The sequence below is a fragment of the Bacteroides hominis genome, from assembly GCF_033042785.2.
GTDB lineage: Bacteria > Bacteroidota > Bacteroidia > Bacteroidales > Bacteroidaceae > Bacteroides > Bacteroides hominis.
Window position 1 is genome coordinate 5,047,696 of sequence record NZ_CP178829.1, and the last position, 22,153, is coordinate 5,069,848.

The 22,153-nt window shown below is 43.7% G+C and carries 17 protein-coding genes; 8 read left to right on the plus strand and 9 right to left on the minus strand.

Going from position 1 to position 22,153, the window contains the following annotated elements; all coding sequences use genetic code 11:
• The first annotated feature begins 368 nt into the window (after positions 1–368).
• The 7 genes from R3O62_RS21255 (at position 369) to R3O62_RS21285 (ending at position 10,362) form a co-directional block, all read left to right on the plus strand.
• On the plus strand, positions 369–905 hold the full coding sequence (locus R3O62_RS21255; RefSeq protein ID WP_005781047.1) for an RNA polymerase sigma-70 factor: 537 nt from the start codon (positions 369–371) through the stop codon (positions 903–905).
• Between the two features lie 46 nt (positions 906–951).
• Positions 952–1,941: a FecR family protein gene (locus R3O62_RS21260; protein WP_032531646.1), complete on the plus strand. Its 990-nt coding sequence runs from the start codon at positions 952–954 to the stop codon at positions 1,939–1,941.
• A gap of 180 nt (positions 1,942–2,121) precedes the next feature.
• Positions 2,122–5,391 (plus strand): SusC/RagA family TonB-linked outer membrane protein, encoded by a 3,270-nt coding sequence (locus R3O62_RS21265; protein ID WP_317472489.1) that lies wholly within the window; start codon positions 2,122–2,124, stop codon positions 5,389–5,391.
• A 20-nt stretch (positions 5,392–5,411) separates the two neighbouring features.
• A complete protein-coding gene (locus R3O62_RS21270; protein ID WP_032531648.1) occupies positions 5,412–7,040 on the plus strand; it encodes a RagB/SusD family nutrient uptake outer membrane protein in 1,629 nt (542 codons plus the stop codon).
• A 31-nt stretch (positions 7,041–7,071) separates the two neighbouring features.
• The gene (locus R3O62_RS21275; RefSeq protein WP_181996377.1) at positions 7,072–8,112 is read left to right on the plus strand and encodes an endo-beta-N-acetylglucosaminidase family protein; all 1,041 of its coding nucleotides are present in this window, start codon (positions 7,072–7,074) and stop codon (positions 8,110–8,112) included.
• A gap of 23 nt (positions 8,113–8,135) precedes the next feature.
• Complete coding sequence (locus tag R3O62_RS21280; protein ID WP_227560022.1) at positions 8,136–9,317, plus strand: DUF1735 and LamG domain-containing protein; 1,182 nt, start codon at positions 8,136–8,138, stop codon at positions 9,315–9,317.
• Positions 9,318–9,330: 13 nt separating this feature from the next.
• Entirely contained in the window at positions 9,331–10,362 is a 1,032-nt protein-coding gene (locus R3O62_RS21285; protein WP_165016626.1) for a BT_3987 domain-containing protein, read from the plus strand.
• Between the two features lie 168 nt (positions 10,363–10,530).
• Here the strand turns inward: R3O62_RS21285 and R3O62_RS21290 are convergent, their stop codons facing one another.
• A complete protein-coding gene (locus R3O62_RS21290; protein ID WP_165016624.1) occupies positions 10,531–10,851 on the minus strand; it encodes a hypothetical protein in 321 nt (106 codons plus the stop codon).
• A gap of 200 nt (positions 10,852–11,051) precedes the next feature.
• Here R3O62_RS21290 and R3O62_RS21295 point away from each other — a divergent pair, with 200 nt between their 5' ends.
• Positions 11,052–11,507: a helix-turn-helix domain-containing protein gene (locus R3O62_RS21295; RefSeq protein ID WP_005781059.1), complete on the plus strand. Its 456-nt coding sequence runs from the start codon at positions 11,052–11,054 to the stop codon at positions 11,505–11,507.
• A gap of 985 nt (positions 11,508–12,492) precedes the next feature.
• On the opposite strand, the gene R3O62_RS21300 is transcribed toward R3O62_RS21295, so the two are convergent.
• The 8 genes from R3O62_RS21300 to R3O62_RS21335 all read right to left on the minus strand — a co-directional run bounded on the left by R3O62_RS21300 (position 12,493) and on the right by R3O62_RS21335 (position 21,964).
• Entirely contained in the window at positions 12,493–12,666 is a 174-nt protein-coding gene (locus tag R3O62_RS21300) for a hypothetical protein (RefSeq protein ID WP_165016622.1), read from the minus strand.
• 104 nt (positions 12,667–12,770) lie between these two features.
• Positions 12,771–13,448, minus strand: coding sequence for a DUF4493 domain-containing protein (locus R3O62_RS21305; RefSeq protein WP_217737579.1), 678 nt, complete (start codon positions 13,446–13,448; stop codon positions 12,771–12,773).
• A gap of 2 nt (positions 13,449–13,450) precedes the next feature.
• Positions 13,451–15,625, minus strand: a complete 2,175-nt coding sequence (locus tag R3O62_RS21310; protein WP_317472490.1) for a DUF4493 domain-containing protein — start codon at positions 15,623–15,625, stop codon at positions 13,451–13,453.
• An 11-nt stretch (positions 15,626–15,636) separates the two neighbouring features.
• Entirely contained in the window at positions 15,637–17,247 is a 1,611-nt protein-coding gene (locus tag R3O62_RS21315; protein WP_317472491.1) for a PCMD domain-containing protein, read from the minus strand.
• Positions 17,248–17,267: 20 nt separating this feature from the next.
• Positions 17,268–17,993 carry a hypothetical protein gene (locus R3O62_RS21320; RefSeq protein ID WP_005781085.1) on the minus strand — a complete coding sequence of 242 codons (726 nt, stop codon included), beginning with the start codon at positions 17,991–17,993 and terminating at the stop codon, positions 17,268–17,270.
• 10 nt (positions 17,994–18,003) lie between these two features.
• Entirely contained in the window at positions 18,004–19,794 is a 1,791-nt protein-coding gene (locus R3O62_RS21325) for a DUF4493 domain-containing protein (RefSeq protein ID WP_234164753.1), read from the minus strand.
• A 12-nt stretch (positions 19,795–19,806) separates the two neighbouring features.
• The gene (locus R3O62_RS21330; protein ID WP_005781090.1) at positions 19,807–21,135 is read right to left on the minus strand and encodes a DUF4493 domain-containing protein; all 1,329 of its coding nucleotides are present in this window, start codon (positions 21,133–21,135) and stop codon (positions 19,807–19,809) included.
• 19 nt (positions 21,136–21,154) lie between these two features.
• A complete protein-coding gene (locus R3O62_RS21335; RefSeq protein WP_317472492.1) occupies positions 21,155–21,964 on the minus strand; it encodes a DUF4493 domain-containing protein in 810 nt (269 codons plus the stop codon).
• Between the last annotated feature and the right edge of the window lie 189 nt (positions 21,965–22,153).

Consider the following 22,153-nt stretch of genomic DNA (forward strand, 5'->3'; position numbering starts at 1 on the left):
TCAATGCAAGTGCTTGAAGAGAAAGAGCACAAAGATGGGATACTAAAAAATGTACTCAAGCTCCGGAACAGCAAAATAAAATATCTCCTTATTCAACATCACCTCCGCATTCCATTAATCGTTCAGCAACAAAAAAAATAATATTAACAGACTATTTAAACAGACAGTCCGGACAGTTTGCTATAAAAGAACTTATTGACATCAAAAAAATAAAAACAATCGTCCCAATCTTTCATAAAACGAAAAAGTAATCTCTTTTTTTAGTTCATTAAAAATTTGCTTGTTTGTTTTAAACCATTTACTTTTGGAATTTTAAAAACCAAAGCCTTATTTTTGAAAAAATCACAATCAGCCTTATATTCTACTAAATGATTTTAAATAACGAGCCTAAGAAGAAGAAATTTGAGCAGTTTTTCATTATGACTTACCCAAAAGTCAAAGCGTTTGCATGGAAATTGTTGAAATCAGAAGAAGATGCAGAAGATATTGCCCAAGATATATTCGCAAAATTATGGACCCATCCTGAGATTTGGGAAAACCAGGAAACTTGGAACAGCTACATTTACACTATGGTCCGCAATCATATTTATAACTTTCTAAAACATAAATCAATCGAACAGACCTATCAGGAGCAATATACAAAAGAGGATCTGTCTATATCCGAAGCCGACATTCACGATCAACTTTATGCCAGGGAAAGCGAACTTCTGATGAAACTCACGATTGCCAATATGCCCGAACAGAGAAGAAAGATCTTCCGGATGAGCCGCACACAAGAAAAAAGCAATCAGGAAATTGCCGATGAACTGAATATTTCAGTTCGTACGGTAGAGCGTCACATCTATTTGGCATTAATCGACTTAAAAAAAGTGCTCCTCACCCTATTTTTTTTCTACATCGGTTGAGTAATCAGCCACAACTAATTGTCTTATCTATATAAAGGCTATAAAAATGAAGAATTATATTCAGAGAATCATCCGTTTGTTTGCAGCTTCCGATCCCGACAAAAAAGTCACCGGAGAGATCCATCAATGGTTGCTCGACCAGGAACATACCGAGGAAAAGGAAACTGCCCTGCACGACTTATGGAACGAAACGGAAGGAAAGGCCGACCAGACCACCTGGGACTCTCTCGCATCAGTATATGCCAAAGTCGGAGCCAACTCCGGAGGCAGACATCAGCCACGCATCCGTTTTGCATATTACGCGGCTGCCATAGCGTTGTTGATCGTGTCTGTTTCGGTTACTTTTCAAATGACCAAACAGCACTTCACCGAGACTCCCCTAATTGAGAACATAACACCGGACGGGCGCCTGAGCACCCTCCGGCTTCCGGACGGCAGTATAGTGGAAACTAACTCAGGCAGCATCCTCCTTTATCCTGAAAAGTTCAAAGGTGAAACCCGCACGGTTTACTTAATCGGTGAGGCCAACTTCAAAGTAAAGAAAAACACCGGCCAGCCTTTTATAGTCAGATCGGGCACCATGGCAGTGACAGCCTTGGGAACCGAGTTCAATGTCACCGCTTATCCGGAAGAGAACGAAATGATTGCAACCCTGATTCATGGAAAAATAAAAGTGGAATGCGACAATGGAAAAGAGAGTTATATTGTCACTCCCGGACAACAGGTCACTTACCATAAGAGCACGGGAAAAAGCAAGCTCGCCGAAGCAAATATTGAAGACGTTACAGCCTGGCAAAAAGGGATGTACGTATTCAGAGGAGTTACTATACCGGCAATTCTGAACGAACTGGAAAGACGCTACGCGGTCACCTTCCAGTATAACGCCAATTTATTTAATGATGATAAATTCAACTTCCGTTTCCGTGAGAAATCCACTTTAGAAGATATCCTGAATATCATGCAGGAAGTCGTGGGAGGATTCAACCATGAACTGAAGGGGAATATATGTTACATTAAACGGGATGCAAAAAAATAAAATGATTTAGTATATTTATTTGTTTAACCTTAAAAACAACTATTTAGCATGTAAAAAAGTATCCGGAAAGAGGCGGCCACCTAATTCCGGATATGAAATCTGAATTCTTAGCGTTAAAGCTTATGCTTTACTTTTTGGGAAATAAATATTATGATTTAACACTAAAATTCGTTCAAATCTATGAATTTTTATCGATTAAAGTCTATTTTTTTTATAATTTTTAGCTGTTTTATTCTACAAACAGCTGCCTTTGCTCAAAACAACGTAAAAATAACGATCAAAAAAAAGAATATCACGTTGCAGGAAGCATTGCGGGAAGTTGAGAAACAATCTGATTATCTGATTGCTTTCAACGAATCCAAACTTGAGAAAACCAAACGCGTTAACCTGAATATTAATGCTGAATCTCTGGATAAGACGCTGACTTCTATCCTGTCCGGAACAGGTCTTTCCTACAAAATCAAAGACAAATATATCATGATTATTCCGCAATCAAAAGTGGAAGTTGAACACAAAAAGCTGTCGGGTATAGTGAAAGATGACAAAGGAGATCCTTTGATCGGGGTCAATGTCTCTTTCAAAGACAGCCCTACCGGAACCGTCACCGGTCTTGACGGTCGGTTTTCCATCCTGGCTGCCAAAGGAAATGTAATTGAATTCTCCTATGTGGGCTATACCACCAAATATATTACAGTGGGTGATGCTTCTTCACTGACTGTCGTATTGGACGAAGACGCCAAAGCGCTGGACGAGGTTGTCGTCACCGCACTGGGTATTAAACGTGCAGAAAAAGCGCTGAGTTACAGTGTTCAGCAGGTAAAGTCGGATGCTATCAACAGTGTGAAAGATGCCAACTTCGTAAACGGATTAACCGGAAAAGTAGCGGGTGTGTCCATCAACCGGAGCTCCTCGGGCATCGGCGGAGCAACCCGCGTAGTCATGCGCGGGGCCAAGTCCATTGTAGGAAACAATAATGTGCTCTATGTAGTGGACGGTATGCCCATCGGCAACCCCTCAAAAGGTGAAATCAATAATGATTACAGTACTCCGGGAGGAGGTGAAGGCATTTCCGATTTCAACCCGGAAGACATCGAGAGTTTATCGATACTGACAGGTCCCGCCGCTGCGGCCTTATATGGTTCATCGGCAGCCAACGGTGTTATCCTGATCAACACTAAAAAAGGTCAGGAAGGCAAACTGAAAATCTCAATCTCCAACAATACGGAGTTTATGACTCCTTACGTAATGCCGGAATTTCAGAATCAATACGGTAATGCAAAAGGATCCTACAAGAGTTGGGGTGAGATGCTGCAACAGCCCTCAACGTTCCGCCCGAAAGACTTCTTTAAGACAGGCGCCAATATCATGAATGCTGCCAATTTTTCAGTAGGAAACAAAAATAATCAAACGTTCGTATCGGTGGCAACCACGAATTCCACCGGCATCATCCCCAACAACGAATACTATCGTTACAACTTCACATTACGCAACACCGCGAGTATGCTGAATGACAAACTCCATCTTGACCTGGGAGCCAGTTATGTTCTGCAAGGTGACCAGAACATGCTGTCGGCAGGACGTTACTTTAATCCGCTGGTACCTCTGTATCTCTTTCCGCGGGGTGAAGATTTCGAAGCAGTCAAGGTGTACGAGCGCTATGACACCAACCGAAAATTCCCCATACAGGAATGGTCTTATGGCGATCAGGGCCTGAATCTGGAAAACCCGTACTGGATTGTGAACCGCGAAATGTTTGTTTCCAAAAAGAAACGTTACATGTTTTATGCCAACGTAAAATACGATATTCTCAGTTGGCTGAACATAGCAGGACGTATACGTGTGGATAACACCAACACTACTTCCGAGCGCAAATTACACGCTTCGACAATCAAGCTGCATGCCCAATCGGACAAAGGAGCCTACAACCGGAGCATGGAAGAATATCAGCAGACCTATGCAGATATTATGCTGAATGTGAACAAGAATTTCGGTAACTTCAACCTGACGGCAAATGCCGGATTCAGTTATGAAGATCACCTGACCACCGGCATGGGCATCGGAGGAAAACTGTTTACCGTCCCCAACCTGTTCTCTGCCTATAACTTCGATCCGGCTTCCGGACCCGGTTCGCAATCGCACACCCATACACGTAACAATTCGGTTTTTGTAAGCACCGAGCTGGGATATAAGAGCATGCTCTACCTCACACTTACCGGACGACAGGAATGGGCTTCCCAGTTAGTCAACTCTGACCAGCCCACCTATTTCTATCCTTCTGTCGGAGTGTCGGGCGTAATCTCTGAGATGGTAAGTCTGCCTAAATTTATTTCATTCTGGAAGATGAGAGCTTCATTCGCTGAAGTAGGAGGACCGATCAATTATACCGGATTGACTCCCGGAACTGTCACCGATCCCATGAAAGGCGGAGTCATCAATCCGATATCTGTCTATCCTTTCCCGAATTTCAAAGCAGAACAAACCAAATCGTATGAGTTGGGAACTAACCTGAGACTTTTCAACAACAAAATCAATATCGATGCCACGGTGTACCTGACAGATACCTACAACCAGACCTTCCTTTCCAGCATGTCTCCTGCTTCGGGATACTCGGGCTTCTATGTACAGGCGGGTAAAGTGCGCAACAAAGGTATCGAACTGTCATTGGGGTATAACGACCGGTTCGGAAAAGTGGGATATGCCACCAATCTGACTTACACAGCCAACCGAAATAAAATCATGAAGATGGTGCATGACTACAGGAACCCGGCGGACGGCTCGCTGTTCAGCATCACCGAACTGACCCTGCAGGATAAAGGAGGAGTTTACCTGCGGGAGAAGGACGCAATCGGGGATGTATACGTAAAAGGTATCCTTGCCAGAGGCAAAGACGGTAAACTGATCGAAGAAGAAGGAGGGTATAAAGTAGACCGCTCACAACGTATCAAGATAGGATCGGTCAACCCCGATTTTTCAATAGGCTGGAGACATAATGTAACCTGGAACAACCTTACTCTGGACCTGTTGTTCAACGGACGCTTCGGAGGTATTGTCACCTCTTCCACCCAAGCATTCCTCGACGACTACGGTGTATCGAAAGACACTTATAAAGCGCGTCAGAACGGTGGTGTATGGGTGAACGGAACACAATATGATGCGGAAAAATATTATACAACTATCGGTGGCGAACAACTGATGGCATATTACGCGTATAAAGCGACCAACATCCGCCTTCAAGAAGCCAGCCTGAGCTATACACTGCCGGGCAAATGGTTCGGTAATGTGATCAACCGGCTGACGGTTTCCGCCATCGGACGCAATTTGTGGATGATCTATAATAAAGCTCCATTCGATCCGGAAATGACCTCTTCGACAGGTACCTATAACCGGGGAGATGTCTTTATGCCACCCAGTTTGCGTAGTGTGGGATTTAGCGTAAAGATTGAATTATAACCTTTAAAAAATGCAACACTATGAAATTAAATAAAATAAAGAATATGTGTAGAACGCTATCGGCCATAGCCCTTTTAGGTTCAACACTATGCACCTCGTGTATATCCGAAGATATCAACCGGAACCCGTTGCTCCCGACGAAAGAAGACGAAAAGATGGACGGAGTTATTTACGGGGCCTACCTGCCTAATCTTGAGAAAAGTGTAATCCCCGTCGGCACCGCTTCAGAAAGCACAGAACCGGTAAACCGCTATCAGATCGGAGTAAATCTGGCCGGTGATGCCTGGGCGGGATACATGTCTCCCCGCGACAACAAATTTAACGGCAGCAAGAACTTCACCAACTACTTCATGTACGAAAACTGGGTGAACTATGTGTATTCTTTTATGGTGACGGATGTTTATTCGCCATGGATGCAGATAAAACGCATCTCGCAGGATGAAGGAACAAGAAATGACGAGATTTATGCCTTAGCCCAGATCATTAAGATCGCGGCTCTGCACCGCACTACGGATATGTTTGGCCCGATTCCCTACTCACAAGTGGGCAAAGGTTCTTTTAAAGTGGCATACGACTCCCAGGAAAGCGTATACCGCTCTTTTCTGAAAGAGCTGGAAGAGGCTGTCCAAACCTTGGACGATTACTCGAATAAGAGCAAAGAAGTATTGCCTGCCTTCGACATTGTTTATAACGGCGATGTCAATAAATGGATGCGCTTTGCCAATTCGCTTATGCTTCGCCTGGCCATCCGTGTCCGCTTTGCCGATGCAGGACTTGCCAAAGAATATGCGGAGAAAGCCGTGAAACATCCCGCAGGCATGATCGACAGCAAAGAACTGGCAGCCCAGATGGGTAAAGGCGCCGGCCTGCAAATGAAAAATCCGCTGAAAGTGATTAATGAAGAATACAATGACACCCGCATGGGAGCCACCATCTATTCTTATCTGGCAGGATATAATGACGCCCGTGCTTCCGTATACTTTGTCAACAACAATGGCTTCAAGGCCGTACGGTGCGGAATCGCCAAGTCCGGAGACGCTTACAACGGGTTCACACGCCCCAACGTGCATGAAGACGATCCCCTCTATTGGATGAAAGCGTCTGAGGTATGCTTTCTGAAAGCCGAAGGAGCATTGGCTGGATTCGACATGGGCGGCAGTGCCGGTGACTTCTACAACGCAGGCATCCGTATGTCGTTCAGCGAAAATGGACTGAGCAGTTCATCGGCCGAGAACTATCTGAAGGATCACACCCGTAAACCGGCCAATTATACCGACACCGCCAATGGTGAGTTAAGTGCAAACGCTCCAAGCAGCATCACTATCCGCTGGGAAAACGGAGCTACGGAAGAAGAGAAGCTGGAACGTATCATCACTCAAAAATATCTCGCCATCTTCCCCAACGGACAGGAAGCATGGACAGAGTGGAGACGTACCGGATATCCCCGCCAAATAGTCGTTGCCGAAAACAAAACGAACTCCGCGGTATTGATCGGAAACGGATACGATGTGGGAGGTGTAAGAAGAATGCCCTATCCCCGCACCGAGTATGAACAAAACAGCGAAAACCTGCACAATGCCATCAACCAGCATTTAGGAGGAGCAGACAATGCCGCCGCTAAAGTGTGGTGGGACAAAAAAAGCAAATAGTAATGAACCTGAAAATTAAAGAAACATGAATATGAGAAATACCATTTTTGCATTTATCGGAACGGCACTCTTAGTAAGCTTTGCCGCATGCGATGACTGGACCTCACCGGAGAAACTTGATGTGGAAAACGAAGCCGTGGGCGATCTTTATTCCAAACGGGACTCCGTAAAATGGGCTGAAGAAGATAAAAGACATAAAGAGAATGAAGTTGCCTACGAAAAATATCTGGAAAACCTGAGAGCTTACAAAAGCACCAAACACCCCATTATGTTCGGGTGGTTCAATGCCTGGCAACCGGACGGAGCGGGAAAATATCCCCGGCTATCTCTTTTACCGGACAGTATGGATGTTGTTTCGATATGGGGAAACTGGCACTCTTTGAGCGAAGAAAAAATCAAAGAGCTGCGGAGTGTGCAGGCCAAAGGAACCAAAGTCATTATCGGCTGGATTATAGAAGACATAGGTGACCAGATAAAATGGGGGCGCGACCAATGGCCCGCCGACGACACACAAGCCATCAAAGAGTATGCGCAAGCCATCGTAGATACAATCAATAAATATGGTTACGACGGATTCGACTATGACTATGAACCCTCGTACGCATCGCCGTTCAAGCCGGGCAACCATTGCGGTAATTTGACTTCTTGCTCACGCGATTATAATAAAGAGAAAGAAATCTTGTTTATGAAGACCATGCGCGAGCTGCTGGGACCGGACAAACTGTTTCACCTGAACGGCTCTATCCATTGGCTGGACCCGCGTGCGGCACAGTATTTCGACCGTTTTGTCGTTCAATCTTACAGCGGATCGGCTTCCAGTTTCGAGAGATGGACCAACGACATCCAAAACCGGTTGAATATCAAACCCGAACAGCTCGTATTTACGGAAAGCTTTCAGAACAAGCCCGGTGCACGAAGCAGATTTCCGGGCACATACGCCGGTTATGTGGCTTCCAAACAAGGCAATGTGGGAGGAATCGGAGTTTTTCATATTAACGAAGACGCATTTGAAGACGAAGCTTATGTTAATATCAGAAAAGCAATATCGATCATGAATCCTCCCGTAAAATAATTAACCTAAAAACAGTTTGAAACATGAAATGTAACGTATCTTACAAATATATGTTTATTGCGATCGGCATACTTTGCCCGTTCTTTTCTGCCTGTAACTATGCCGATGGCGAAGGTTCAGGCTCGGAAAACGCAGTATATATGGAAACACCGGACAATAAAGGCATCGCCAACTTTACTTTAGAGCCCGATGGCGGAACAACTTATCTGACTCCCCGGCTGGCCAATATCAGCCAAAGTCCGGTGACCATACAAGTGAGTTATGATAAAGAGGCTTTGGACAAATACAACAAAGCCAACGGAGCCTCGTATGAGCCCCTGCCTCCCTCCGCTTTTAAACTGGCAGATGCAGAGGGAAACGACCTATCCGGCTCCGAAGGCATACGGGTACCTGCCGGTGACTTTTCAGCAAAAATAATGGTGAAAGTGGGACAACTGGATTCCAAGGATTTCCCCGCCAATAAGAAATATGCAATTCCTCTTAGTATCACGGGGGCTTCCAAATATTCGCTGATTCCCTCACAACGCAGTGCGGTCTTGCTCCTGAATCGCTCCATCCTTTCGTCAGTAGCCAAAGTCAGCGGTGGAGAAGGTATCCGGATAAAACCTGCCGGAATGCACACAAAGGCTGAATGGACCATTCAAATGAGTGCCATCTATTCAAGCCTGACCCGCAGCAACCTGACCACAGCCTATCTAAGCAACGGAACAGGAGGAGAATTCTATACCCGTATTTCATCTACCGCCGGTATACAAGTGAAAAACGGACGCGACGGGGACGACACATGGACTCAAATACCCCTGCAAGCGGGTAAATGGTTGCATATCACCTATGTGCACAAGGATAAGAAAACGACAGTCTATGTCAACGGAAAAGTCCAGAAGGTTTTCGAGAACAGTGCCATCACCTTTGGTGAAAACAGCATGATCATAGTCGGAAACTCCGGTTACCGGAACGACTATCTGCGCGAAATACGCTTATGGGATAAAGCGTTAACAGAATCGGAAATCAACGATTACTTATACCTCCCGATGGATCCGGAAACACCACATCTCATTTCGTATCTGCCACTAAGCAAAGAGGCGGGGATCAAAGACCTGAAAGCTCCCGCCGATATGGAGAATGTGACCACGAAAGCCCGTATTGAATATGTGGAAAACGTTAAATTTCCGGCAGATGAATTAGTAATTGTAAATCAAGAATAAAAAAGAGTTCAGAATGAAAAGAAGAATAAAATCCACCCCAAGCATTTTATGGGTTCTATTGCTCGTCTTGTCGGCATCGTGCAGTAAAGATGAAATACAGATAGTAGATCAGGATACAAGTTGGCAAATGGACAATAAGTATATCGAAGAAGATATCCGTGAGCAACTCGGCATCGACCCGTTCACTGATCTGGTGTACCTGGGATACTATGGCAAGCCTTATATACAGCTGGAAGCAACCAACGACCTGGTAAGTACCACCCTGGTAGGAAAGAACGAACTTTCGTTCAAAGTAAAAGTGACAAAGCCCTACAAAGAAGACATCCAGGTCAATCTTATCAAAGAAGACAAATTGATGGCCGATTTTCCTGAAATGGTGGAAGGTATCCCCCTCTTTCCGAACGAAAGCTGCACCTTTGAGGGTAGTGTGCTGAAAGCGGGTGAACTGGAAACGACAGTCAAACTGACCCTCAAGGATGTTGAGAAGTTAAACAACCTATCGGGTTATGTGATGGCAATAAAGCTGACGATGGAAGGATCGCATGAACATTTGGCAATCGCCCGGACCCGCTCGGCATACTTTGTGAAACTAAATCTTTCTATACGCCTGGACAATATCGATTCAAGCAATAAAAAGATCGAAGGAAAAGGCTTCAACAAAGAAATCGGGTTTAAATCGGATATACGACCGGAGAAATTAGGTTCGCTAAACGATGGTAACTTTACAGCCAACAACTGGTATACTTCCAACGCCCACAATTATCTGACGATTATTCTGCCGGAAAAACAGTTACTCAAAGGGTTCAGGCTGGACACCAACAAATCGACAAGTGGCTCGTATATGCTTAAGTCCTGTAGAGTGATGGTTGAAACACCGGACGGAAATTGGGTGAACCATGGAGTATTCGACCGTAAGGTCATGGATGGAACTGCTTATATAAGCTTTAAAAAACCGGTGGAATGTACTAAAGTACGTTTCGAGAATATGATGGCCTTCAATGGCAGATTTTCCGTTGATGTAAATGAAGTCACAGCTTTCCGGTAAAGCAAGATTTCATTACTTTTTATTCACACCGTGAAGGGGCGGGACTGTTAATTCATAAGTCCCGCCCCTTCCTTAAAACCATGTGACAGCACATTAATATACAAACAGGTGAAGCTGTACCCTTCTCCATATTATGCCTCTAAATGCATTTCATATCCCTTACTATCTTTAGTGAAAATGGTCTGCCATTGATCCGGCCTGATCGTCCGGCTGAGATAGTTCTCCTTCGGGAACAGCCTCAGCTACTTCACGTTCGATAATCTCCCCGATCCGTTTTCTGTTTTTGCGCAACAGATCATAAATCTCATTTTCATCAAAGCTATCCTCAAATATAATGGGATATTTTTCCGCATCTTCGTTGTCACCGTGATAAGCAAGAATATGCACTTCACCACAATGACCGTGGGAAATTACGGCGCAGTATTCTTTCAAAAGTTCAGCCAGTTTGGTGAGGAAATCAATTTCTTTAGTTGTCAGTAGTCCGATCATAGTGTGTAAATAGGATTGTTGTTATTTCAATAGCCGTAAAATAAGCGCAAAACAGTTGATTCTGCAAGCATATACACATTCCTTATATTCTATTTTTGAGCAAAGTAATATTCATTTTATTCATCTTATTCCATTTTTTCGTATATTTGCTTCGAACGGAACATTTTAACGGAAATCATTGTTCAAAAAGCAAAAAGAACATGGAAACAGAAGAAGAAATACAGAATGTAAATGTCCATCACGGACATAACATAAGGCGCACCCGGATCGAGAAAAACATCAAGCAGGACGCATTGGCAGCACTCGTAAACATGACACAACCGAATGTATCCAAATACGAGAAGATGCGGGTGATTGAGGATGAAATGCTAAATAGATTCGCAAGGGCGCTGAATGTGCCGGTGGAATATCTGAAAACGCTGGAAGAGGATGCACCTTCTGTGGTATTTGAGAATATCACAAATAATGTGCATGACAATAAAGACAGCTCAATGGGATCTACAGGATATAACAACGATAGTATAACTAACACTTTTAATCCGATTGATAAAATTACCGAACTCTACGAGCGTCTTCTCAAAGAGAAAGATGAAAAATATGCCGCGCTTGAAAAACGGATTCAAAGTCTGGAACAGCAAAATAACAGCGGAAAGTAATTCCGCAAACATATCTCTCCATATAAATGGGTGTAGCCATCCGACGCTTAGGGTGTAGCCATACCGGGGTTAGGGTGTAGCTATCCGTCCCGGATGGCTACACCCTAATTATTATGTGCAAGTTCCATCGGGGCGGGCATCCCTCACCCGTTTCTCCGGACAATTCTTCGATCCGGATGCATTCCACATGACATTGCATACATATATCTGTTTCCGCTAATCTATCATTAAATAAAAAAACATCATATTTGCATATTATATGATACGTTGAGTATATTGACAAAGAAGTATCCGAAGGGGGAAAGCAAAATGTCAAAATGATAATCCAATGGCTCTATATCCCGTTCTTTCGGACACGTCTCTGATGAAGTTCGGAAAAACGGCTCACAGACGATTCCCCGATTATCGTTTTAACAGGTCGTTCAACTACTTCCTTATCAAATAGAAACAATAAAGGAGAATTATCCGCCGGAATCTCCTTATTAGAGTAAAATACCATTCCTTTACACACTTCGTACAGGATACTTCCCGGCAAGCAACGGGAAGAAAATACATCCTCTTATCGCCCGATTTGCATAACAATATATGTAATCTGCCAAAACATTAGGAGATATTTAAAAAAGAAGTAAGCAAATTGGGAAAATGTAACCGTCTTTCGAAGCAAATGCTTACTTGTTTTGGGGTAAATGCTTACTTGTTTTCCAGAAAAGCAAGGCTCTACCGACTCAAAAGACCGGTTCTTCGCCTCCGGAAGTTCCTTGATATGCTTCTTTTCCCTCCGGTTCATCCGGGAAAAAAATTGGGAGAGTCAGAGGAAAGAGGTATTTCACACCTTTTTGATAGTTGAATAGGATAATAGAGAACAAAACGTTTTACCTGCCACAAAGCATACAAAGGGCACAAAGGCTTATTTATAAATAAAACCTCCATGCCCTCTGTGTACTCTGTAGTGAAAAAGGGATCTCGCAACGATTCCTGTTTTACACTATTTTTTCTTTCCCGTTCCTTTGCCGGAATGGATATCGCCAGCACTGCCGGATGCAGCAGCTTTTTCCTTTACTTTGTCCTCAGACATCAGATGCCTGTTCTTCTCATATTCTTCATGGATCTGAACTTCCCGGTTCTCCATGTCCTTCTTCAATTGCCTGTCTCTATTCATACTTTCTACGTTTTAAAGATTGGCAATATGACAAATCCGGAAGAAGAAAGTTTGGAGGTTTAAGGAAGTTTAGGAGTAGCCGGACTGCTTTTCATCGACCTTCCTTACTGAACCAGGCCGATCCGGACTTTATAATTTCCGGAAGTAAGTTCCGCTCCCGATTCCTGAAGGATGGAACGCGCTTCGGAAGTCATTGTTTCTCCATCGGCATTGGTGGCGGTAAGTGTATAACTTAAATGGGTTCCACCGGTCGGGACATTAAAATATAAAAGGTCTGTCACATTACCTGTCAGGCTTGCCTGACGTCCTGTAGGACTACTTACGGTAATGGAGAAGTCTGTAAAGTTTGCCATAAATTCATCCGAATACTCAACGCCAATCCCGATATTAATTTGGGGCGCTTTCACCGAAATCAGAGTTACATCCTCTGATACAATGGCGAAAGGGTAGTCGACGCTGTAAGTGGGTGTGCCCGATTCATTGTCCGGCGCCTCGGTCTGATCGGGAGTAAAGGCCTTCAGGGTATATTCACCAACCGGAAGAACGATCCTTTTGGAAAGTTCCGCAGCTCCCGGATCGTAACTACGGACACACTCAGAACCTTGCCAGATTTCAAGTTTAAGTCCGGCATCGACGGCACGAGTGATGGGAAGCGTTTCGGTATCACAAGTGAGGGTGATGTTTTCTACGCGGAGATAACCGACAGAGTTATCGGGAGCAGTTTGCTCGCTACAGGAGGCTGTAGCAAGCAAAAGGAGAAAGAGGTATATATAGGTTTTCATATTTATTTGTCGTAATGTAAAGAAATGTCATCAATAATCAGTGTACTCCCAGCAAAAGTGTCTTTAAAACCCTTTTGAGTATCACCCACCCATAAACTCACAGTTTTAGTTTGATAGGGCAGATTTGAGCCTAAAGAAACCGTGGAACTAAAAATGACACATATATACTTACAGGGATTATAATAAGTCTTTTCATCATAATTCAAAGGTACAGTATACTGTACAAAGTCATTTTGCTCTATGGAAGAAGTACAAGTATTTTCTATTATCAGATCTCTATTTTCATCGTATAGTGCAACATATACTTTCCACGTATCTGAATTAAGCGGAGCATATTTATACCAAAAACTAAATGCTGTAGGACGAGAAGAAAATTCTTTTCCTTTAATTATAGTATAATGATCTCCTTTAGGTGACGCATCAGTTCCTCCTGTTTCTATCGTTACATCTCCTATGAACAACTCCCCAGGTACTTTATTCATGTCAAGTTCTGTATGTCCTATAAACCAAGTATTCCCTCTACCTGCAGCCGAATTCCTCAATTCAGCCGCATATACTCCTCCATGGGCATCTTTTGTATAAGATACAGCAGGGAAACAATTATATGGCTTACCCATTGTATTATTTCTATATCGAGTTGTAAATTCATTATTTGTATTCCAAAAAGCTGTTTCTCCTGCACCATAAGGATAATAAATTATACTTTTATCCTTAATCAATGAGGTATGATTCCACTCTTCCAAACCTGAATTAGGCAATTGCATAGAATTTTCCAATGAAAAATAAACTATATCCGTAGAAATATCTCCACGATAAAGCGCTCTTACTTGAAATTCTTTATCTTTTTGATAATTATCAAACTTAGTCGTTAACTCACAATCAATCCAGTTAATGCCATCCACACTATACTGATATTTTAAATCACTTTTAATTTTCGACTCGTTTCCCGCTATCACTTCACACTCATCAATGGTAAACTCTTTCGACCAAATGTTTCCTTTACGAACATCCACCTTAAAGACGGGTTTCACAGTCCGGATGGTATACATCCCGGCATCACTCCAACGGTCATTTGCTTTTACGCGAACGGCTATTATATTATCCGTATCCTGTCCTCCATCGTGAGTCAACATGCCGGGAGTCACTCCCGCAAAGTCGATAACTCCCTCAGTACTTCCTGCTGCCAGGTCGGGCAACACAATATTCACAGCAGCCAAAGCCCGCCGATCTTCTTCGGAAAGCTCCGACAGCAGATATGTCTTATTCAGATGTTCCAAATGCTTATCCGCAAAGTTGAGGGCAAACTCCACATCCTGAACCGGACGCAAAGCAGTATACGAAACGCCGGCTCTCGACAAAGCGTCCGCTGTTTCCGTATAAGTCAGCACATGATTTTCATCGAAATCCTCACTGAAGACCTTAGCTTTCGGCAACCAGCTGTCGGGTACGGTTTCATTGATAGTGACAGGTTCCTGCCGGGCTTCCGTGGTGACCTCAAAACCAACATTGGAAGCTTTCATGGAGAGCTTATAATTATACTTAACACCCGCTTTCACTGTCTCGATCGGATTCAAAGCATAACTTCCCTCCTGCCCTGTTTCTACGGAAGTGCCGATCAACGCCATCGTCACCCGGCCTCCGGCTTTGAAGTAGGGATGTGTGACATCTCCCGGTTTCCAAGTAACCGACTCACTGCCTACGGTAACTTCTACATAATAATCTTTCAGGCGTTTATCAAAGACCTCTTGATTCACAATCTCAAAAGTAGCCAGCGCATTGGCTACCTTACAGCCAACGCTTACCGTTGTTGCCTTACCTTTCTCGATAGTGATGTCTTGAACTTCTCCATAATAATAGGGTGCATCCAACTCTAATGCCGGATTCTCTCCAAGATAAGCCTTTAGTTGATAACTGCCTACCTTGAATACCCTTTGATCTCCGAAATCTTTCAATGCACCTTTGTATTCGGGCACGATTGTCCCATCTCTGTCACGCAGCAACTCAATCGTAAACTGCTGCCGCAATTCATCCGACAGTGCATCCGGCAAAGTCCGGGTAACCGCTGCTCCGTCCGTCAATACTATATTCAGGCTGCCGTTAGGCATCGTTTCTATTTCTTCCTGACACGACAGGAAAAAGAACAAACAACACACTAAAGATAAAACAGATTTATGCATAGCTCTCTTTCTTATTCATACAATAATTCAAATTCATCTACCCACAGTTCACTACCTACACCTACCGAACCGGTCACTTTCATTCCGGTAAAGTCGCCTCCGTAATGGCTCGAAGTGGCAACAATCGTTATCTTGGCGGGCTTCGCCGTTTTATTGGAGTAAGTCACATCGAACCGGAACTGAGTGTACTTGGTCACTGTCTCCTTTCCGACAAACTCTCCGTAACCGATCTCGTTATCTTTATCGTCCCACAAACGGAGATAGATATGGCATTCATCGTTTTTCAAGTTATCCGGATTGCCTACATAATCAACCGGCTTAGAAGTATATTTATACCATCCTTTCAATCCGGTGGGACGGGCTCCCGTAAACGAACGTCCAAACTTGGGACTGTCTTTGGGGCTTTGAGCATTGGTTTTATAATCACCGATGAACAAGTTGCCGGCAGCAACCCCTACCAATGGCACACTGCCCAAAGTAACCATATAAGCGGCTTTCCCGCTTACCGCCTCTTTCTCTTCAGGGCGGGTGCTCGAATCACGGCTGCCTGCCAACGAAGAGGTCACTCCGTCGTTTCCGGTCGCCCAATAGGAATTTGCTCCGTCAGAGTTCGGATACCAACTCTTCTTAAAGGTTCCTGTGGGATTCTGCGACCAGGTATCGAAGTTTAAGTTAGGTATTTCTTGTATCTTTTCGGTTGTGAACGCGGCTTCCGTACTGGGAATTTCTTCGACTACTACCCGCCAAACGTAGTCGGTGCCATCTTGCAACCCGGTCAGTGTCGTACTGAAAGTTGTACCACTTTCCAGTTTCACATCTGCCTCGGGTACAACGCTCCAGGTATCTTCCGACTTCTTCCTGTATTCCACACGGGGAGTGGTTCCCTGCTTCATGCCCCCATTCAGAGTGGCACGTGTGGCCCATACATCGGCACTGCCCGTAGTACCTGTCGATGTGGTACGCACCACATCGACCGTCCATAGCTCTTCTTTATCGAAACGGCTGACAACAAACTCTTGCGGCCTGCGGAAATTGGTTACGGTGGACGGATCGGGGGTGATGGTAGCCTTACTGCCTCCCAGAATCATCTTTGTTATCTTGACAGCAGACAAATCCTGCTTCTGCGAAACATACACCAATACCGTGTGATTCTTATCATCGATGATGGCAGGCAAGGCCTGGTTCTCGACTTCGACTACCCGCTCGATGGTCTGACGGACGGTTATCATCCACTGATAATCCTGATAGGTACGCAGCAGAACAGGAACGGTCTTACTGAAATCGACCCGTGTATCTGCTCCTACCGGCAAGTCGGCTAAAGCAGAAAAGCCGGCCGAAGGAAATTTATTGGGGCTGACGCAGTATTGTTCGTCTACGCTGTAAGTGGCTTCTTCGTTCACAACGAACCTGGTAATACGCAATTCTTCTATATCGACTTCATCACCGACTTCGACTGCGATGGTGCGGCTGTTCTTGTTTATCTCGGCATCACCGGTCTGCCCTTCTACTTCGAAAGCTGTAATTTCGCCTTTGATGTAAGGGTAAGGAATGTCATTCTGTATGCAAGCACCCAGAGCAAAGACCGACAGAAACAGGAATAGATAAATTTGTAAACTCTTCATTTCTCAAAACACTGCTTAAATTAGAAATACATCGTCATTCCGAGATTAATCGAGAATAAGTCTATCTTGAAATTACCACTTGCACTATGACGGGACGCCTTGTTTACCTGATTGTGTATCTGATCGACCCATTTATAACTGAATCCCATCACTCCTACCGAAACTTCTACCGAAGCAAAATCGGATACGAATGCCGCCAATCCGGGAGCCGCACCGATCTCAAACGTGTGAGAACGCTGATAGTATCCCGTCAAGTCGTTACCCGTACCATTGGAATGTTTCCCTTGCCCGTAAGCATAAGTCAGACGCACTTCATTGAAGAAGCCGAACACTTTGCTGCTGCCCAGACCCATATAGGTACGCAGAAATCCGGATGCGGAATAGTTATGCTCCAGATACATATCGTCTTTGATGTGGAACGAAAGATCATCGCCCAGATTAATGTCTACGTTTCCTATATTGAAGTAGGTACGGGAGTAAGTGAACCTGCCTCCCGCTGCCATATTATCAGCAAAAAAGTATCCTCCGAAGGGACTCAAACGGAATGTATAACCTTTGGCATCGATATTTGCCAATACCAAAAACTGGTATTGATCAGCACTCTGCTCCGAATACGAAACTGTAGAACCCATAAACCATTGCCCTTTCGGGACAAACACACTCTTCACGATTCCACGGTCAAACTTCTTCTTTGCCTGGACCAGTACCGGACAAAGAAGAAGTAGAAATATAATTATTTTTTTCATTCGCTATGGATTAGTTGGCGGTAACAGGTGTACCGTACACCAATTCAAAATCATCAATCAACATGACACTGCTTTCGCTGCCGGTAAAGAAGTCTCCATATTTACTTGCAGAAGCAACAACGATAATATATTTGGGTTTACGGGTCAAATCACGATATTGCAAATCAATCGTAAACTGCTTCCATACTACATTTCCGCTTTCATCGAAAGAACCTTTGGACTCTTCATCGGTAATGGAACCGTAGGCTATGACATCTTTATTGGCTTCGGAAAGATCGACCGTATAACGCGTGGGACTGCCTTCTTTGTTATTGTTGACTTCATAAGCTGTCTTCACTCCATTATCATCAACCAAACCTTCATTGTCAGTCAAAGCAATATAGATGGCACATTTATCACCACCCGAGTTTTTCAATTCCTCCACATTATGATCTCCACGATCTATACTGGTTCCACGAGTGTATTTGTACCATCCCTTCAGCTGCGTAGGACGTGACGTAAACTCACGGCCGAAACGTATACGTGCTCCCATCGGGCTTGTATACGTTTCCATATAACGCCCGATATAGATGTTACCGGCAGCAAATTTTCCGATACCAAACATTCCCACAAATTGCGAAGACAATTTGGCCGATTTACCACCTACGGTATGTACATCGTTGCTTTCTCCGATACTTGGATTTTTACTCATGGTAGCTGCTCCCACATTACCGGTATCCCAATACGAATTCTTTGCAGAAGCCTCAGCCGCAGTTCCCGGGAACCAAGTTTTTCCATTCTGATTCCATTCATCAAAACTTCCATTTTCCAGTTGTTTCTGGAGTTCGGTGGTCGCAGTCGTTATTTTTCCGTTTACTCCATTTATTGCAAAACAGAAATCATACTCCGTACCGGGAATCAGACCGGTTATGGTTGCAATAAGCTTTCCATCGGCCTGTTCAACATTGGACACCGTATTCCAATCTTCCGTTCCGGAAATGCGATATTTACACTCTTTGGTAACAACACCGTCAGGAAGAGGAAGAGTTACGTCTGCAAAATCAGACCAGACATTTACACTCGGATTACTTTCTTTAGGAATGGAAATATTCACATTATACTCTTTGGTAGAAGGATCTAAAGTAACAGATACACCACCAATAGCACCATTGGCCTTCATAGTATAGTTAATACGGTAGTGCTGACGTTCTTTTACATCTGTAATCGGTTCGGATTCAAAAACAAAAGAACGCCCATCCGTATTTGTCAATGCCAACGAAATATTCAGATTATCCACCGCAAAATATCCGGAACGTGTTTCATCCTTACCAAAAACCAGTTTACCGGAAGAATTACCCACAGAACAGCTCAGTTTCGAAAAATACTTCTTCACATCAGCACTGTAATTGACTGTCACTTTCACATTAGCCAAACGACACTCTATATTCACATTCTGATTTACTTTCGGAACAACCGTTACTTCGGTCTGTCCCCAATAATAAGGTTCGTCAAATCCGGCCGTCGCCACATCAACCCCTTTTGAGAAAGCATTAATGGTATAGGAGCCTAATGGCAATTCAAGAGGAGTAGATGTCCAGTTATGCCAGTCATCAGTCTCTTTCACAACAGTCCCTGCTCTGTCAACTACCTGCAAGGCAATCGGCAACTCTTCTGCTCTTGTTGCCGGAACTAAAATCGTACTTGTATTCTTCTCCACGGAAAACTGGAGATAGCCAGTCTTGCCGTTAGAAGTCTCCTCTTGTTGGCATGATGCCATCACAAGAGTAAAGACAGAGACGAACAAATATATATATCTTTTCATTGGAAATTCAAATTAGTTTTTCACCACTTTTACTGTCAATTTCTTGGCTAACTCCTTACCATTATTATCAATCAGTTTAATAGTAAAATAATGTTGCTGAAGGCCAAACGGTGACAACATAGGCATAAAGCCGGATACATCAAAGATGAACTCTTTTTTATCTTTAATCGGATCATTCGGATCAATCAAACCGATACCGGATCCGTCTTCCAAACTACCTCCAAGTTTATCTTCCAAATCACCGGGATTAGCCAAATCGAATGTTTCTCCCAACCCCATTTGAGAAATCAAACCTATAAACTCATTAGAGTCTGAAGTGATAGTCACAAGCAAGTTCCGGATTCCGGCCGGAGCTTTCATCGTTACCTGAACTGTCGGCGGATTGTTCGTATCCACTTCCACCACTTCATCTGCTCCGATAATCTCCGGTCCGTCTTCTGCCGGCTGATCCGGTTCTGTCGGCTGATCCGGCTCCTCCGGTTTCGATTCTTCAATCAGTTCAGTTGGTACTTTCACTGTTATGCCGGTCTCGTCCATTGTCAAGTCAATATCCAACTGTATCCCCAATTTCGGATCAGAAGGGGTCACATCCGGATCTTCCGGGTCCTCACCCTCTTCTACAGGTTTCACTGTAACATTAAAAGAATCACCTCCCTCCAAGCCTTCTTCATCGGGTTTGGTCACAGTATAAATAGTTTCAATGTCTCTACCTGTTTCCTTCTCAGTTACTTTTGCCACAATTTTAATCGAAGTGGCTCCATTGGGAATGCTGAGATAAATTGAACCTAAATCTTCCTTCTTCACATAAATAACTCCGCCAATCCCATTTGAAACGGTGAACACATAATCGTCGGCAAACATACTGAGAAACTCGTCCGATACATTCAAACTGACCTTTACCGTTGCCGATTTACAGAGAACTTCCGCCTTAGATTCCATTCCCTGCTTCACTTCAATAGAAGAACTTCCTTCAAAATAAGGAGTACGCGAAGCATCTTGCAAAACACCGCTTTTAGCCACAATCTTATAGTTCCCTACCGGAACGACCAACGGCAAGGCCTCTTTCAGCTTCGCATAGCTGGCAAACGAACGAACCACAGCCTCAGTGGCATTATCAACAATCTCTACTTTATAGGTATTCACATCCAGTTCATCAGTAAGTGACGTACTTTCAGCTTTTGTAGAAGGCGTAGCCTGCGTCTTGTTCACCAGATCCAATGTCAGAAGTCCTTCGTCATTCTTCAAATTATATTTGCCTTCCAGCTCATTTTTCATCTCGCAGGAACTCAAACAAAGTGCTATCAATGCCAGCACTGCATATATGTTTCTTATCGCATTCATATATACCAATCTTTTATATTTACTTACTTGCATTACCCGGCCAATACTCTTCCGGAATCTCAATATTCACATCCTTATCTTCCGTACCGGTATCCACGGTTACGTCCAACGATGCAGTACCCGTAGAAATAGTAATCACCTCCGGATCTACTGTAATAGTAAGATGCGTTTTGGGAGCTACTTTTTTCTCGGCAACCAAAGCTTCCATCACCACCGCATTGCCTTCTTTATCTTTGAAACCTCCTACAGTGATAGATACATTCTCACCATCGGCATTTGCTTTCAGATAAGCATCCTTACCGGAGTCTTTTTTCATATTTACTTCAAAAGGAGCAGTCAGGTGTGAAGTAGAAAGGGAGACAGTACAATCCGAATAATATTTCAGAAAATCTTCCGTATAAACGACTGATACTTTAACATTAGCCGGCTTACAGTACAAAATAACATTCTTTTGTTCGCCTTCACTGACAGTGAACTCCTGGCTGCCTTCCACATACAGTTTATCGAAACCTGCATCTACATTATCACCGTAGAAGGCTTTCACCATATATTTTTTGCCGGCAGTCAGATCGATAGACAAAGGCATATCCTTGTACAGGCCATCGTATAAAGAGGTACCGTCGCCCTCGTTGACCGTAACTTGATAGTTATCGACTTTTTTGTATTCCGCTTCGCTGACGGAACGGGTTTTCTCTGCAAAAGAAGGATTGGCTGAAAGCCCAAGACTTAAAGAACCAACACCGTATGAAACAGCATCACTGCCGGAATCACACGAGGCAATACATGAAATTAGCATCGCCATACTAACCATAAAAGAGAGTCTTTTCATAATGATAACTACTAAATATTATTCATAAGTTGTAAAAACCGCAGGCAAAATTATAGTTTTCTTTTATTATAATAAATACACAACCTTCGATTCCTTACAAAATCTGAAAAAAGGACCACAAATAGTTGTTTAATCATAAAAACAGACCACAGAAATGGGCTAAAACAAGAAAGTCCCGCCTTTCTTATG

What these genes read in the sequence shown, in the direction of transcription:
- R3O62_RS21320 (WP_005781085.1), bottom strand. Translation starts at nt 17,993, where the DNA reads ATGAAAAAAATAATTATATTTCTACTTCTTCTTTGTCCGGTACTGGTC.
- R3O62_RS21265 (WP_317472489.1), top strand. Translation starts at nt 2,122, where the DNA reads ATGAATTTTTATCGATTAAAGTCTATTTTTTTTATAATTTTTAGCTGT.
- R3O62_RS21315 (WP_317472491.1), bottom strand. Translation starts at nt 17,247, where the DNA reads ATGAAGAGTTTACAAATTTATCTATTCCTGTTTCTGTCGGTCTTTGCT.
- R3O62_RS21285 (WP_165016626.1), top strand. Translation starts at nt 9,331, where the DNA reads ATGAAAAGAAGAATAAAATCCACCCCAAGCATTTTATGGGTTCTATTG.
- R3O62_RS21260 (WP_032531646.1), top strand. Translation starts at nt 952, where the DNA reads ATGAAGAATTATATTCAGAGAATCATCCGTTTGTTTGCAGCTTCCGAT.
- R3O62_RS21270 (WP_032531648.1), top strand. Translation starts at nt 5,412, where the DNA reads ATGAAATTAAATAAAATAAAGAATATGTGTAGAACGCTATCGGCCATA.
- R3O62_RS21330 (WP_005781090.1), bottom strand. Translation starts at nt 21,135, where the DNA reads ATGAATGCGATAAGAAACATATATGCAGTGCTGGCATTGATAGCACTT.
- R3O62_RS21335 (WP_317472492.1), bottom strand. Translation starts at nt 21,964, where the DNA reads ATGAAAAGACTCTCTTTTATGGTTAGTATGGCGATGCTAATTTCATGT.
- R3O62_RS21310 (WP_317472490.1), bottom strand. Translation starts at nt 15,625, where the DNA reads ATGCATAAATCTGTTTTATCTTTAGTGTGTTGTTTGTTCTTTTTCCTG.
- R3O62_RS21325 (WP_234164753.1), bottom strand. Translation starts at nt 19,794, where the DNA reads ATGAAAAGATATATATATTTGTTCGTCTCTGTCTTTACTCTTGTGATG.
- R3O62_RS21255 (WP_005781047.1), top strand. Translation starts at nt 369, where the DNA reads ATGATTTTAAATAACGAGCCTAAGAAGAAGAAATTTGAGCAGTTTTTC.
- R3O62_RS21280 (WP_227560022.1), top strand. Translation starts at nt 8,136, where the DNA reads ATGAAATGTAACGTATCTTACAAATATATGTTTATTGCGATCGGCATA.
- R3O62_RS21300 (WP_165016622.1), bottom strand. Translation starts at nt 12,666, where the DNA reads ATGAATAGAGACAGGCAATTGAAGAAGGACATGGAGAACCGGGAAGTT.
- R3O62_RS21275 (WP_181996377.1), top strand. Translation starts at nt 7,072, where the DNA reads ATGAGAAATACCATTTTTGCATTTATCGGAACGGCACTCTTAGTAAGC.
- R3O62_RS21305 (WP_217737579.1), bottom strand. Translation starts at nt 13,448, where the DNA reads ATGAAAACCTATATATACCTCTTTCTCCTTTTGCTTGCTACAGCCTCC.
- R3O62_RS21290 (WP_165016624.1), bottom strand. Translation starts at nt 10,851, where the DNA reads ATGATCGGACTACTGACAACTAAAGAAATTGATTTCCTCACCAAACTG.
- R3O62_RS21295 (WP_005781059.1), top strand. Translation starts at nt 11,052, where the DNA reads ATGGAAACAGAAGAAGAAATACAGAATGTAAATGTCCATCACGGACAT.